Raw genomic sequence first — 13,545 nt, 5'->3', positions numbered from 1 at the left:
GACGCCAATAGCCTGACACGCATCCCTGACCTCGTAAGGAGATGCGATGTTGCGCCGAGTCCTGGGTGCGCTGACCGCCGCCGGAGCCGTCCTGCTGACGGCACTTCCCGCCGCGGCGGCCAGCGGTGCCGAGCCCCTTCCCCGGGCGCACGCCCACAACGACTACGAGCACGAACGGCCGCTCCTGGACGCCCTCGACCACGGGTTCACCAGCGTCGAGGCGGACATCTACCTGGTGGAAGGCGAGCTGCGCGTCGGTCACGACCCCGAGGACCTGCGGCCGGGGCGCACACTCCAGTCGCTCTACCTGGATCCGCTGGCCCAGCGCGTACGCCAGGGCCACGGGCACGTCTTCCCGGGCAGCCGCCAGCAGCTCCAGCTCCTGGTGGACATCAAGAACAACGGCGCGGCCACGTACACCGAGCTCGACAAGGTGCTGGAGTCGTACCGGAAGATGCTCACCACCTACCACAAGGGCAAGGTGAAGCCGGGCGCGATCACCGTGGTCATCAGCGGGGACCGGCCGCGCGAGCTCATGGCCGCCCAGGAGCGGCGCTACGCCTTCTACGACGGGCGCATGTCCGACCTCGGGCAGGGCAACCCGGCCCTCATCCCGCTGATCAGCGACAACTGGACGAACCACTTCACCTGGCGCGGCGAGGGCGAGATGCCGGCCGCCGAGCGGGACAAGCTGCGGCAGATCGTGTCCACCGCGCACCGCGACGGGCAGCGGGTGCGGTTCTGGGCCACCCCGGACGCGGCCGGTCCGGCACGGGAGGCCATCTGGCGTGAGCTGGTCGCGGCGGACGTGGACCACATCAACACCGACGATCTGGCGGGGCTCCAGCGGTTCCTGCGCGAGCACGACAGAGAGCGTGCTGCCGCGTAAACCCGTCGCGTTGTCCAAAAGGGCCCGGTAAGGTCCGGAACCAGACTGGCCGCGGGACTTCGGTGCGACTTCCGGAACCCGCCTTTACCGCGATGCTTCGCAGCTCGTGCCTCCATTCCCCGGCCAGTCCGCGACCTCGGGGGAGCCCATGGACACCTACGCCGACCTGATCGAGTGCGAGGACGTGCTGCTCTTCGCGAACGCGGCGATCACTTCGACCGGCCAGCGCGAGTTCCACAGCGCGGCCGGCGAGCAGCGGCTCTCCCTCGGCTTCCTGCACCGCTACATCCACGGCAACTACCCGGACCTGTACGCGGCGACGCTGGCGCTCGACATCAACGACCACAACGCGGCGCTCATCATCGCCACCCTGCTGGCCCACCCCGGTCAAGGCGACGGGCGGCTGATCGCGCGGCGGCTGGCCAGGATGAGCCCGCCCCGCGTCTACCGGCTCTTCCAGCGGCTGCGCCACGACGGCGTCAACAACCGGCGCACCCGCGCCCTCGTCCGCGACTGGCTCGCCGGCCGCCCCGACCTGGCCTTCGACGCCGTCAAGTACCGCGCGGCGGTGAAGTCGGCGGTGCGGCACGCGCACCTGCGGTTGCCGGGCGAGCTGGGCGACTTCTTGTTCGCGCCGTTCAGCCGGGCCCGCTACGAGACGCCGGTGCTGGAGGCGTGGCGGCGGGCGCACTACGACAAGGCGGCTCTGTACGAGCTGCCGTACACGGTCGCCGAGGGCTTCGCCGCCCGTCACGGCATCAAGAGGACGTTGTTCCTCGAACGCATCGCCCCCAAGCTGACCAGGCTCGAACGGCTGCGCCTTGCCGAGTCGGCGAGCAAGGACGGCCTGGACACCCAGGCAGACCTGGCCGCGATGCCGCTGGTCCGGCTGGCCTCGTACGTGATGGCGCTGCCCGCGGACACGCGCACGCGGCGCCGTGCCGAGCTGGTGGGCGCGCTGCGGGCCGCGGCCGCCCGGGTGGCCGGGGCGCGGGCAGGCACGTGGGGCAGCGTAGCGGCCGTGCTCGACGACAGCTTCTCGTCGTTCGGCTCGCCGGTGAAGAAGCGCCGTCCGCTGGCGGTGGCGCTGGCCTGTCACTACCTGCTGGAGGCGCTGGCCGGCTCCTACCGCGGTCTGTGGTTGTCGCTGCGGACCGATCCGCTCCAGACCCGGCCGTCCGGGCCGACGCCGCTGGGACAGCGGGTGCTCGACGCGCTCGAAGCACGGCCCGGCATGCTCGTCATCGTCTCCGACGGCTGGGACAACGCGCCGCCCGGGCTGGCGGGCGAGGTCCTGCGGGTCTGGCGGCGCAAGCTCGACCCCGGCGGCGACGTGGGCATTGTGCACGTGAACCCGGTTTACGATGCCGACCAGTTCGACGTGCGGCGGTTGTCGCCGATGGTGCCGACCGCCGGCATCAGGGACGCCGAGGACCTGCCGGCGCTGGTGGAGCTGGCCAGGTTCGCGGAGGGCAGGACGGGGCTGGGCGAGCTGCGGGCGTACCTGGCGGACCGGGCGGCGCAGCTGGAGGCACGATGATCGACCTCACCGGTCTCGACACGCGGCCCGCGCAGACCTGGGGCTCGATGCGGCTGGTGCCGCTCGTGCGCCGCGAGCCCATCGAGGACCTGCGGCTGCACGCCAAGGTGTACGGCGACGAACCGTCCGTGGTGTTCCTGCCCGACAAGACCGTCTACACGTCGTACGTCCCCCACGCCTTCGTCGCGTCGTGGACCGGCGACGGCACCCCGGCGGCGGCCTACGGCACCCAGCTCGGGCAGCCGCTGCACGAGCTCCAGCACATGGGCATCAGGACCCGGCGGAGGATGGCCCGCCGGGTGGACAAGAACCGGCTCAGGTTCCTGCCGCTGCACCTGGCCGTGGAGGGTTTCCTCGCGCTGCACTTCGGCGGGCCCGTGATCGCCTGGGAGGAGTGGTCGCGTCAGGCCATCGCGCACGGGCTGTCCGCGCGGGCCGAGGACGCCTACACCGGCGCCGAGGTACGCGGGCTCGACGACGCGCTCAAGGTGTTCGAGATCTACCCGGGGCAGTGCGGGCTGCTGCTGTACGCGGGCGACACGCTGGCCAGCGCCTTCGTCGTGCCGCACCCGGAGGACTACCGGGCGCTGCACCCCACGCTCATCAGGGACCTGTACGGCGAACTGGTCTACGAGTACGCGCTCTTCTACCCGGCCAGGGACTTCCCCGCCGTCATCGACGAGACGACGGTAACCACCCTGGCCGACCTGCGGGCCCAAGCCCTGCTGCGGGAGCACGAGTGGGCCGACTTCCACGACTCGGTCATGGCCGAAGGCCTCCTCCAGGCCCCCGCGCACGTGGAGGAGGTCTACCGGCTCGGCCGGTTCACGCTGAGCCGCTTCCTGCCGGCGTTCGAGCGGAAGCGCGAGAACCACATCGGGGAGACGATCACTGATGGAGACGGGCGGCTGGCGTACCTGAAGACGTTCCGGTTGTCGGAAGCGCAGACCCGGCGCGGCCACCTCGTGAGCAAGCTGGCCGAGCACGGCTGGAGCCTGCCCGCGACCGCCGCCGCGCTCGGCACCGACGCGGCGGCACTAGGGATGCGGCTGAAGCGGGCGGGGTTCGGGCATCTGCTGCGGCAGGACGTCCTCGACGGCTACCGCAAGGCGGTCAATGGGCGCAACCCGCGTACTCGTCGAGGCGGCGGAACATCGCCGCCAGCATGAGCGGGAACATCGCCACATGGGCGACCGTCATCAGCGTGCCGCCATCGATCACGCCGAGCCACAACAGGGGGAAGAGCGGCACGACCGGGACGAACATGGCCGCGCACATCTCCAGGGTCGAAGCCCAGCCGTGCCCGCGGATCCGCATCCACACGGCCATGCCCACGGACATGTTGACCGCCATCACCAGGTAGCCCAGCTCGGGGTGCTCGTGGTGGGAGACGCCGAGACCCACGAGGTCGAGGAGCGCGCCGAGCGCGAACATCCCGGCGAACATCGCGATGATCATCTCGAGGTAGTGGAGCGCGAACCTGCCCCAGCGGCGGCGGGGCTTCGTACCTGCTGTCGTCGTCATGTGTCCGACTGTCCTGGACGCCATGGTCACCCGCCAAGGCAGGCCGGCGGACATGTCCGGAAACTTGGGTTCTTGGTCCTTCGGACCTACAGTCGGGGCCATGGAGGTACGACGGGTCGCTGTGGTGGCGTACGACGCGGCCGCGCTGCTCGACCTCGCCTGCGTCATCTCGACGCTGGAGGAGGCCAACTGGCGCGGCGCGGCGCCGTGCTACCAGGTGCGCCTGGTCACCCCGGGCGGCCACGCCGTCACCACCGGCACCGCCCAGGTCATCCAGGCCCAGGACACCCTGGAACAGGTCCATGGGCCGCTCGACACGCTCATCGTCTCCGGTGGCATCGGCTACGCGAGCGCCGCCGCCAACCCGCTGGTCGTCGCCCACGTCCGCCGGCTGGCCCGGGAGAGCCGGCGCGTCGCGTCCGTCTGCACCGGGGCGTACATCCTCGCCGCCGCCGGTCTGCTCGACGGGCGGCGCGCCACGACGCACTGGGAACAGGCGCAGGAGATGGCCGTCCGGTTTCCCGACGTCGTCGTCGATCCGGATCCGATCTTCATTCGCGACGGCGACGTCGCCACCTCCGCCGGCGTCACCGCCGCCCTCGATCTCACCCTTGCCTTCATCGAGGAGGACAACGGGAGCGAGCTAGCCAGGACGGTGGCCCGCCATCTCGTCACCTACCTGCAGCGGCCCGGCAACCAGGCGCAGATGAGCATGTTCGTCAGCGCGCCGTCGCCCGCGGACGGCCTGGTCAAGCGGACCGTCGACTACATCAACGGACATCTCGCCGAGGACCTCACCACGGCCACACTGGCGGAGGCGGCCGGTGTCAGCGAGCGGCACCTGACGCGGCTGTTCCTCAAGCACGTCAGGCTGACGCCTGGCCGGTACGTCCGGCAGGCCCGCGCCGAGGCCGCCGCCCACCTGCTGGTCTCGACGTCGTTGCCGATGACCTCGATCGCCGCGCGGTGCGGGTTCGGGACGGCGGAGACGTTGCGGCAGGCATTCATAGACCGGTACGGCATCCCGCCCTCGCGTTACCGCCTGACGCAGTCGTCCGCCGCCACGTGACACCTGGCTAATGTGTCTGCGATGGATGGTGACCGGGTCATAGGCGGGTACGCGCTGCGGCGCCTGCTCGGCCGGGGCGGCATGGGCGAGGTGCATCTCGCGGCCACGCCCACCGGTGGCCTGGCCGCGGTCAAGGTCATCAATCCCGCGCTGGCCCGTGATCCGGCGTTCCGGCGGCGATTCGAGCGCGAGGTGGCGGCGGCCCGGCGGGTTGCCAGGTTCTGCACCGCGCCCGTGCTCGATGCGGGGATCGACGGGGACGTCGCCTACCTCGTCACGGAATACGTGAAAGGGCCGGACCTGGCGGAGGTCGTACGGGACCAGGGGCCTTTGTCGGGCGGGAACCTGGAGGCGCTGGCGGTCGGGATCGCCACCGCGTTGAGCGCCATCCACGGGGCCGGAGTGATCCACCGCGACCTCAAGCCCTCCAACGTGCTGCTCTCGCCGCTCGGGCCGCGTGTGATCGACTTCGGCATCGCCCAGCTGGTGGACAACGACAGCCTGGCCAGCCAGGCGATTCTCGGGACGCCGGCGTTCATGGCGCCCGAGCAGGTACGCGGCGAGGTGCTGACGCCTGCTGCCGACGTCTTCGCGTGGGGCGGGGTGATCGCGTTCGCGGGGACGGGGCGGCTGCCGTTCGGGGGCGGGGCGCCTGGCGAGGTGCTGTACCGGATCACGCAGGAGGGGCCGCGGCTGGACGGGCTGGACGAGGGGGTCAGGGGGGTGGTGTCGCGGGCGCTCGCCAAGGACCCCCGCCTCCGGCCCACGGCCCAGGGGCTGCTGTCCGAGCTGGTGGGCGGCACTCGCCTGGCCACGGCCACCGAAGTGGTGGAACGCACGTGGACGGGCACCCCCTCGGCCACACCTCCCTCCGGAGCTCCCGCCCTCGGCGCCAGGCCTTCCGACCCGCCCGCCGCCGCAGGCGTGTGGCCCTCCGTGGGCGCAGAGCCGGGCCTCGTGCAATCGGGTGGCGCGGCCGCCGCTGTGGGCCGGTTGGGCGGCGTCCAGTCTCCGGACGTGCGTCTCTCCACGGCGCGGCCCGCGGGTGACCGTGGGCGGGACTCGGCGTTGGGGACGGACGGGACCGGGCCGGGATCGGCGGCGGATGGGGCGCCGAAGGGCAGGCAGAGGAGGCGGCGGTGGCCGTGGGTGGCCGGCGTCGCCACCACGGCCCTCCTGGCCGGTGCGGCACTGGCCGTGCCCGGGCTCTGGCAGGAGACATGGCCGTACGAGGCGGACTTCGGCGACGCCTGGGCGGTCGGCACGTCCGAGGGCGGGAACGCGCGCCAGGCGGGCGTCGGCTACGAGCTGACCGTCAACCCCGGCTGGCGCCTATGGAAGTCGGCGCCCCGCCGAGAGCCCGTCGGCGGCGTGATCGTCAGCACGAAGGCCACCCTGACCCAGGGAACCGGGGAGTACGGTGTGTGGTGCCACGGCTCGGCCGGCTCTGGAGACCGCTACGAGTTCGCGGTGACCGGCTCGGGAAAGGTCACGATCGTCAAGCGCCGCACGGGCACGCGCGGCACGACCCTGTACGGCCCGGCGAACACGCCCGTCACCGCCGTCAACCGCATCGTGGCGGAGTGCGCCAGAAGCGGGGACGCCAGAAGCGGGGACAAGGTGACGTTGCGTATGTGGCTGAACGAGCGCCTGGTCGCCGAGGCGTCCGACGCCGACGCCCCATACGCCCCGGACGAGGCAGGCGTGCACGCCGCCTCCGGTGCCACCGCCTCCGCACGCGTCCGCTTCGACTCGTTCGCCCTCAGGCCGGCGGATCAGTGATGTGCCGGTTGAGAGGTGGGTGAGGTGCGGTTCGGCGTGTTGGGGCCGCTGCGGGTCGACGGAGGCCAGGCGCCGGGACCGGCCAAGCACCGCACGTTGCTGGCCGCGCTCCTGCTGTCCGCCCCCGAGCGGGTGCCCGTCGAGCGGCTCATGTCCATGGTCTGGGACGACCGGCCGCCGGCGTCGGCGGAGTCGGTGCTCAGGGTGTACGTCAGCGCGCTGCGCAAGCTCGTCGACGGCATCCGTACGGTGCCCGGCGGCTACCTGATCGAGGTCGCGCCGGACGACGTCGACTGCCACCGGTTCGAGCAGCTGGTCGCCGCGGCGCGCCAGGCCAGGGCGGCGGGCCAGATCGCGGAGGCGGCCGACGGCTTCCGGGCGGCTCTGGGGTTGTGGCGAGGGCAGGCACTCGCCGACGTCGAGTCGTCGGTGCTGCGCCGGGCGAGCGCCGTACCGCTGGAGGAGTCACGCCTGACCGCGCTGGAGGAGCGCGTCGAGCTGGACCTGCGGCTGGGCAGGGGCGCGGAGGTGGTCGGCGAGTTGCGGGCGCTGGTGGGCGCGCACCCGCTGCGGGAACGGGCCTGGGTACGCCTCATCGAGGCCCTTCACCAGGCGGGGCGGCGGTCGGAAGCGCTCGGCGCCTACCAGGACGCGCGCCGGACGCTGGTCGAGGAGCTGGGCCTGGAACCGGGCGCCGAACTGACCGCCGCCCAGCAGCGAGTGCTGTCCGAGAACGGCTCGCAGCCGCCGCACGGTGAGCACGCGTGGTCGGCTCACGATGGCCGTCAGCCGGGGAGCGGTGATGGCCGGCCGGCCGGGGCGGTGGGTGACGAGCTGCCGCCGGATATTTCAGACTTCGCCGGGCGGAGGCAGGCACTCGACTGGATTCACCGGACCGTGGGCGAGCAGGCGCCGGCGGCCCCCGTACACCTGGTCCTGCACGGCCCGCCCGGCTGCGGGAAGTCGGCGCTGGCCGTACACGCCGCCACCGGGATCGACCTCCCGGACGGCCGGCTCCATGCCGCACTCGGCGCCCGGCCGCCCAGCGCCGTGCTGGAGGACCTGCTGCGCTCACTCGGCTGCCCGGACGGCGCGGTGCCCCCGGCGCTGGACGACCGCGTACGGCTCTACCGCACCATGACGGCCCGCAGGCGGCTGCTGCTGGTGCTGGACGACGCCGCCGACGAGGCCCAGGTACGCCCCTTGCTGCCGACCGGGCCGGGCAGCCTGACCCTGGTGACCAGCCGGTCGTCGTTGCCGGGGCTGGAGGCGGCGCGGGCGTACGAGCTGGGTGTGCTCGACGAGGAAGAGGCCGTGGCCATGCTCGGCGGTGTGGCCGGGCACGAGCGGGTACGCGCCGAGCCCGAGGCCGCCCGGCGCATCGTCCGCCTCTGCGGCCACCTGCCGCTCGCCCTGCGCATCGCCGGGTCCCGGCTGGCCAGGAAACCGGGCTGGACGCTCGAGCACCTGGCCGGCCGCCTCGGGGACGAGCGGCGCAGGCTCGACGAACTGAGTGCGGGCGACCTGGCCGTACGCGGCAGCCTGGCACTCGGCTACCGCGGCCTGCCCGACCCGGAACGCCGCCTGCTGCGTGAACTCAGCGCGTGGTCCGCTCCCGACTTCGCCTCCTGGGTGCTCGGCGCGGAGCTGGAGCCGCTGGCGGAGGCCGGGTTGCTGCAGTCGCGCGGGCTCGACGAGGCCGGTCAGGAACGGTACGGCTGGCACGACCTGACCAGGCTCTACGCCGCCGAGCGGCTGGCCGAGGAGGACGGCGGCCCGGGCGGCGTGCTGGCGGTCAGGGCGGAGGTGATCCTGGAGCGTACCCGGCAGGCCAGAGCGGCTCTGCTGCCCGCCGAGCCCGGCACCGGCCGTACCGAGGTCCACCTGCCCGAGCACGACACGTCGGAGGAAGGGCTCCCTGGGGACCCGGCCCTCGAAACCGGGTGGTTGCGGCAGGAAGCGCGGTGGCTGAGCGCCGAACGCCGTTTCCTGGTCGCGAGCGTTGACGACTTCTACCGTGCCCGGCTGTACGAGGCGGCCTGGCGGTTGGCGTTCTATCTGACGCCGCTGTTCGAGCTGGGCGCGCACCACGACGACTGGCACGCGACTACGGCGATCGGCCTGGACGCGGCCAGGGCGGCCGGCCACCGGCGCGGCGAGGCGCTTCTGCTGCGCGGTCTGGCCGACCTGCACCGGGCCGAGGGCCGCACGGACGCGGCCGCGGCGGCCCTGCGCGCGGCTCAGCCGCTGGCGGAAGGGGTCGAACTGGCCAGGATCACGCTGAGGCTCGGCCTCGTCCAAGCCCAGACCCGCCCCGGCCCCACGCACCCGTCGCCGCAGGCGGTGCAGGCCGAGCAGGCCTTCGTGCGAGCGCTGAGAGCGTTCGAGGAAGCCGGTGATCGACGCGGCCGGGCCGATGCGCTGCGGGCGCTCGGGGCCCTGCGTCAGGACGAAGCGCTGCTGCGGGAGAGCCTGGCCGCGTACCGAGATCTGGGAGATCCCCGTGGTGCGGCGGAGGCGCTGCTGGACCTGGCGAGGCTGCATCTCGCCGCCGGCCGCCACCCCCAGGCCCGCGACTGTGTGGAACGGCGGCTCGGCCTCAACCGCCGCCTCGGCGACCGCCTGCCCGAGGCCGTGGCGCTGCTCGTCCTGGCCGAGGTGGCGAGAGCGGAGGGAGCACTCGAGGACGCCGCGCGCGCCGCACGGGAGGCGCTGGAGACCTTCACCCGGTACGGCGACCGCAGGAACGCCGCCCAGGCACTGCTGGTGCTGGCCAGGACCGCCCTAGAGGGTGATGAGACTGATGGTGCTGTTGATGCGCTAATGCGTGCTATGGGAGAGTTTGACGGTCTCGGCGACGAGGAAGGCAAGGCCGAGGCCGTACGGCTCGCACAGGAGGCTCGCAGGCGACGTGGTCAGCGCATATAGCGGACTATGCGAATCCTGAAGGTCGCCTCCCTAGGGTGAGGGCCACATCCCCGAACGACGAAGGTGATCACATCATGCGAAGGACGATCGCGCTGGCTGTCGCGGCCGTCGCGCTGGCGGGCTGCGGAATGCTTCCGGGCCAACAGGGCGGCGGTGGCGAGGAGAGGCAGTCGCAGGCCGCCTCGGACGACCAGGCCACGCCCGCCCCCAAGGAGGCCCAGGAACAGCAGACGGCCCCCGCGCAGCAAGGCCAGGTGATCGCCAGTCGCGAGGCCAAGGTCGGCGCCGGGGACATGTTCGGCAAGGCCCGCGTCGAGATCACCGCGCTCAAGCGTCAGGGCAGGACCGTCAGCCTCAACTGGACGGTCACCGCGACCGACGGCAAGGTCAACGTGCACAACGGCCTGGGCACCGCCCCGCTGGACTTCACGGTCTCGGGCGTCTCCCTGATCGACCCCGTCAACGCCAAGCGCTACCGGGTCGCGCGCAACGGCACCGGCGAGGACGCGGAGTGCGTCTGCTCCGGCACCCAGGGCCAGTTCCTGGAGTCGGGGGAGGCTTCGACGCTGTACGCGGTCTTCGCCGCGCCACCCGCGGACGTCACCAAGGTCAACGTTGAGATGCCCACGATCGGCGTGTTCACCGATGTTCCGATCTCTTAGCGCGGCCGTCCTCCTCGTCCTGTCCCCGACCCCGGCGCCGAGCGTGCCGGAGCTCGCGGCCGACGCCACCGGTGCCGTCGAGAACCTGGTCCTGCCCGTCGAGGACATCATCGGCGAGATCGAGTCGATGGACGGCACCGAGAGCGAGACCAAGCAAGGCCGCCAGGTGACGGTCGCGTTGACCAGCGACGTGCTGTTCCCGCTGAACAAGTGGCAGCTGACCGCCAAGGCCCGGCAACGGCTGCGGCAGGTGGCGGAGAAGGTCAACGCCGAAGGCGCGGGTGGCGTGGTCAAGATCGAAGGGCACACCGATGACCAGGGGAGCGACGCCTACAACGTCGCGTTGTCGCGGCGGCGGGCGCTGGCCGTGCAGCAGGCCATGCGCGGGCTGCTGACCGGCCCGGGCGTGACACTCCAGGCCGGCGGGTACGGCGAGAGCCGGCCCAAGCTGCCCAACATCGTGCAAGGCAAGCCGGTGGAGAAGAACCGGGCCAAGAACCGCCGCGTGGAGATCGTCTTCACCGCCAAGCAGTGACCGCGCCCGCGTGGCGGAGCTCCGGTGAACAGTAAGCCGGGGCCGGTCAATCGGCCGGGAGTTGCCCCAGTGTCACGTTGACCGTCTTCTCGGCTCCGGCGCTCATCACCGCCACCCGGGCCTGGTCGCCTGGTTTGAGGGTGGTGAGGGTCTCGGACAATTCGGCCATGGTGGGCGTCTTCTTGTCGTTGATCGACATGATCACGTCACCTGCCCGGATGCCTGCCTTCTCCGCACCCCCGCCCGGCTCCACTTCGACCACCCCCACCCCGGCGGGCTCGCCGTCGGAGCCGACGATGGTGCGGCCCCTGATGCCGAGCGCGGCCCGGTGGGTGTCGGTGACCTTGCCGTTCTTGACGATCTGGCCGGCGATGTCGGTGGCGGTGTTGCTCGGGATCGCGAAACCGATGCCGGGCGCGGCGCCGCCGCCCAGCTCCGGGTCCCTCGCGGCGAGTGTCGGGATGCCGATCACCTGGCCGGACAGGTCCACGAGCGCGCCGCCGCTGTTGCCGGGGTTGATCGCGGCCGAGGTCTGGATCGCGCCCGCGATCGTGGCGCCGGGGGAGCCCGGGTTCTCCGGCTCGGTGACGGTTCGTCCGACTGCCGAGACGATCCCGTTCGTCACGCTGCCGGACAGGCCGAGCGGGTTGCCCATGGCGAGCACGATCTGCCCGACCCGCAGCTTGGAGGAGTCCCCGAATTTGGCCGGCCGCAGCCCCTCGGGCCGCTCCACCTTGATCACCGCCAGGTCCCCGGCGGCGAAGGAGCTCACCAGACGGGCGGGGCGTGGCGCGCCGCCGGTGGCGACCGTGACGTTCATCTCCTTGGCCTGCCCGACCACGTGGGCGTTGGTGACGATGTGCCCCTGAGAGTCGAAGACGATGCCGGAGCCGAGCCCGACCTTGGTGTTGATCTGCACGATGGAGGGCAGGACGTTCGTGATCACCTGCTCGTACGCCGCCTCGAGCGACTGCGCCGGGGCGGCGGCGGTCGCCGTTGGCGACGGTGACGGTGACGGCGACGTGGCCGTGGCCGTGGGCGAGGCGGTGCCCGTCGTGGTGATCGTGCCGCAGCCGGTGAGCAGCACGGCGACGGCCAGTCCCGCGATGATCTGCTTGATGGGCTCCCTCATGGGAGGTCCCTGCCCGCCTCAACTGGAAAGATACGCTTCGCGCACGTTTCGTCTGCTCAGCTTCCCGGTGGGCGTGCGAGGCAGCGCCTCCCGGTACTCGATCGCCCGCGGATGCTTCAGCTTGGCCAGCCGAGGCGCGCAGTGCCGCAGCAACTCCGCGGTCAGCTCCGCCCCGACCGTCACCTCGGCCGCCGGCTGGACGAGGGCCACGACCTTGTGCCCCCACTCGGGGTCCGGCACGCCGATGACCGCCACGTCCGCGACCGACGGGTGTTCGAGCAGCGCCGCCTCCACCTCGGCTGGATAGATGTTCACCCCGCCCGAGATGATCAGATCGGTCCGGCGGTCAAGCAAGAACAGGTAGCCGTCACCGTCGACGTACCCGATGTCGCCCGGCGTGTAGTCACGCCCGCGCATGGTCGCCGCCGTCTTGTCCGGGTCCCGGTGGTACTCGAACCGGTTGATCCCGCCGATGTAGACCAGCCCGGGCTCCCCAGGGGGCACTTCCCTGCCGTCCTCCCCGACGATGGTGAACGCCATCCCGTCCAGCGCCCTGCCGACCGTCCCCGGTCTGGCCAGCCATTCCTGCGACGACACCATGGTCGCCACGGCCGCCTCCGTGGAGCCGTAGTACTCCCACAACACAGGGCCCAGCCAGTCGATCATCGCCTGCTTGGTGGCCGGCGGGCACGGGGCGGCGCCGTGGTAGAGGTGGGTGAGGGACGACAAGTCGTACGACCCCCGCTCCGGCACCGCCAGCAGCCGGTGGAACATCGTGGGCACCATGAACGCGTTCGTCACCCGATACCGCTCGATGAGCCGCAGCGTCCCGGCCGCGTCGAACCGCTCGGGCGCCACGATCGAGTGCCCGAACTGCAGCGCCATCATGGCCTGCCCGTACGGCGCCGAGTGGTAGAGCTGCGAGCACACCAGGTGCACCCCGTCGTGCGGCAGGCCGAAGGGCCGCCAGCCCTTCCGCATCATGATCGGGTACATCTCCTCGGGCGTCAGGTCGAGCAGCCGCCGCCGCACGCCCTTGGGCCGCCCGGTGGTCCCAGACGTGTAGAGCATCATCGATCCGGCCCGCCGATGCGCGGGTGCATCGGCCGGCTGCCCCGCCACGAGCTCGGCGACCGTGAGGGCCTCGGGCGAGACCACGACGGAGGCCCCGCAGTCGGCCACGATGTAGTCGATCTCTTCGGGCGTGAAGTGCCAGTTGACCGGGACCACGTACGTGCCGGTCTGGTAGGTCGCGAGCATCATGGTGAGCGCGTCGAGCCCGTTCTTCAGCACGGTCACCACGCAGTCGCCCGGACGTACTCCGCGTGAGGTCAGGCCATGGGAGGCCTGGTTGACGCGGGCCAGCAGCTCTCCGTAGGAAGCGCCCTCCTCGCCGAGGAGGGCTGGGCGTTCAGGGTCTTCGGCGGCGATCTCGTAGAAACCCCTCATGTCCGCTGACCTTACAGAATTAGATTCTGCAAGGG

General features: G+C 71.9%; 11 protein-coding genes. 8 read left to right on the top strand and 3 right to left on the bottom strand.

The window, feature by feature from the left end; all coding sequences use genetic code 11:
* Nucleotides 1-46: 46 nt before the first annotated feature.
* The 3 genes from ACTWPT_RS05105 (at nucleotide 47) to ACTWPT_RS05095 (ending at nucleotide 3,598) form a co-directional block, all read left to right on the top strand.
* Nucleotides 47-889 carry a phosphatidylinositol-specific phospholipase C/glycerophosphodiester phosphodiesterase family protein gene (locus ACTWPT_RS05105; protein WP_443176063.1) on the top strand — a complete coding sequence of 281 codons (843 nt, stop codon included), beginning with the start codon at nucleotides 47-49 and terminating at the stop codon, nucleotides 887-889.
* A 148-nt stretch (nucleotides 890-1,037) separates the two neighbouring features.
* A complete protein-coding gene (locus ACTWPT_RS05100) occupies nucleotides 1,038-2,429 on the top strand; it encodes a hypothetical protein (protein ID WP_443176062.1) in 1,392 nt (463 codons plus the stop codon).
* Nucleotides 2,426-3,598, top strand: a complete 1,173-nt coding sequence (locus ACTWPT_RS05095) for an ARPP-2 domain-containing protein (protein ID WP_443176061.1) — start codon at nucleotides 2,426-2,428, stop codon at nucleotides 3,596-3,598. The genes ACTWPT_RS05100 and ACTWPT_RS05095 overlap by 4 nt, the downstream gene beginning before the upstream one ends.
* On the opposite strand, the gene ACTWPT_RS05090 is transcribed toward ACTWPT_RS05095, so the two are convergent.
* The gene (locus ACTWPT_RS05090) at nucleotides 3,543-3,953 is read right to left on the bottom strand and encodes a hypothetical protein (protein ID WP_443176060.1); all 411 of its coding nucleotides are present in this window, start codon (nucleotides 3,951-3,953) and stop codon (nucleotides 3,543-3,545) included. The genes ACTWPT_RS05095 and ACTWPT_RS05090 overlap by 56 nt on opposite strands.
* Nucleotides 3,954-4,053: 100 nt before the next feature.
* Here ACTWPT_RS05090 and ACTWPT_RS05085 point away from each other — a divergent pair, with 100 nt between their 5' ends.
* The 5 genes from ACTWPT_RS05085 to ACTWPT_RS05065 all read left to right on the top strand — a co-directional run bounded on the left by ACTWPT_RS05085 (nucleotide 4,054) and on the right by ACTWPT_RS05065 (nucleotide 10,929).
* Nucleotides 4,054-5,022 (top strand): GlxA family transcriptional regulator, encoded by a 969-nt coding sequence (locus ACTWPT_RS05085; RefSeq protein ID WP_443176059.1) that lies wholly within the window; start codon nucleotides 4,054-4,056, stop codon nucleotides 5,020-5,022.
* Nucleotides 5,023-5,043: 21 nt separating this feature from the next.
* Nucleotides 5,044-6,804: a protein kinase domain-containing protein gene (locus ACTWPT_RS05080; protein ID WP_443176058.1), complete on the top strand. Its 1,761-nt coding sequence runs from the start codon at nucleotides 5,044-5,046 to the stop codon at nucleotides 6,802-6,804.
* A 24-nt stretch (nucleotides 6,805-6,828) separates the two neighbouring features.
* Complete coding sequence (locus ACTWPT_RS05075) at nucleotides 6,829-9,732, top strand: BTAD domain-containing putative transcriptional regulator (protein ID WP_443176057.1); 2,904 nt, start codon at nucleotides 6,829-6,831, stop codon at nucleotides 9,730-9,732.
* Between the two features lie 74 nt (nucleotides 9,733-9,806).
* Nucleotides 9,807-10,394 (top strand): hypothetical protein, encoded by a 588-nt coding sequence (locus ACTWPT_RS05070; protein WP_443176056.1) that lies wholly within the window; start codon nucleotides 9,807-9,809, stop codon nucleotides 10,392-10,394.
* Nucleotides 10,378-10,929, top strand: a complete 552-nt coding sequence (locus ACTWPT_RS05065) for an OmpA family protein (protein WP_443176055.1) — start codon at nucleotides 10,378-10,380, stop codon at nucleotides 10,927-10,929. Before ACTWPT_RS05070 ends, ACTWPT_RS05065 begins: the two co-directional genes overlap by 17 nt.
* Before the next feature lie 46 nt (nucleotides 10,930-10,975).
* Here ACTWPT_RS05065 and ACTWPT_RS05060 read toward each other — a convergent pair whose 3' ends face one another.
* Together ACTWPT_RS05060 and ACTWPT_RS05055 are read right to left on the bottom strand one after the other, a co-directional pair.
* The gene (locus tag ACTWPT_RS05060) at nucleotides 10,976-12,061 is read right to left on the bottom strand and encodes a S1C family serine protease (protein ID WP_443176054.1); all 1,086 of its coding nucleotides are present in this window, start codon (nucleotides 12,059-12,061) and stop codon (nucleotides 10,976-10,978) included.
* A gap of 18 nt (nucleotides 12,062-12,079) precedes the next feature.
* Nucleotides 12,080-13,510 (bottom strand): AMP-binding protein, encoded by a 1,431-nt coding sequence (locus ACTWPT_RS05055; protein WP_443176053.1) that lies wholly within the window; start codon nucleotides 13,508-13,510, stop codon nucleotides 12,080-12,082.
* Between the last annotated feature and the right edge of the window lie 35 nt (nucleotides 13,511-13,545).

It is taken from the genome of Nonomuraea sp. 3N208, assembly GCF_052245935.1.
GTDB lineage: Bacteria > Actinomycetota > Actinomycetes > Streptosporangiales > Streptosporangiaceae > Nonomuraea.
The sequence above is the reverse complement of the archived record's forward strand: the minus strand, read 5'-3'. Positions and strand labels throughout refer to the sequence as shown.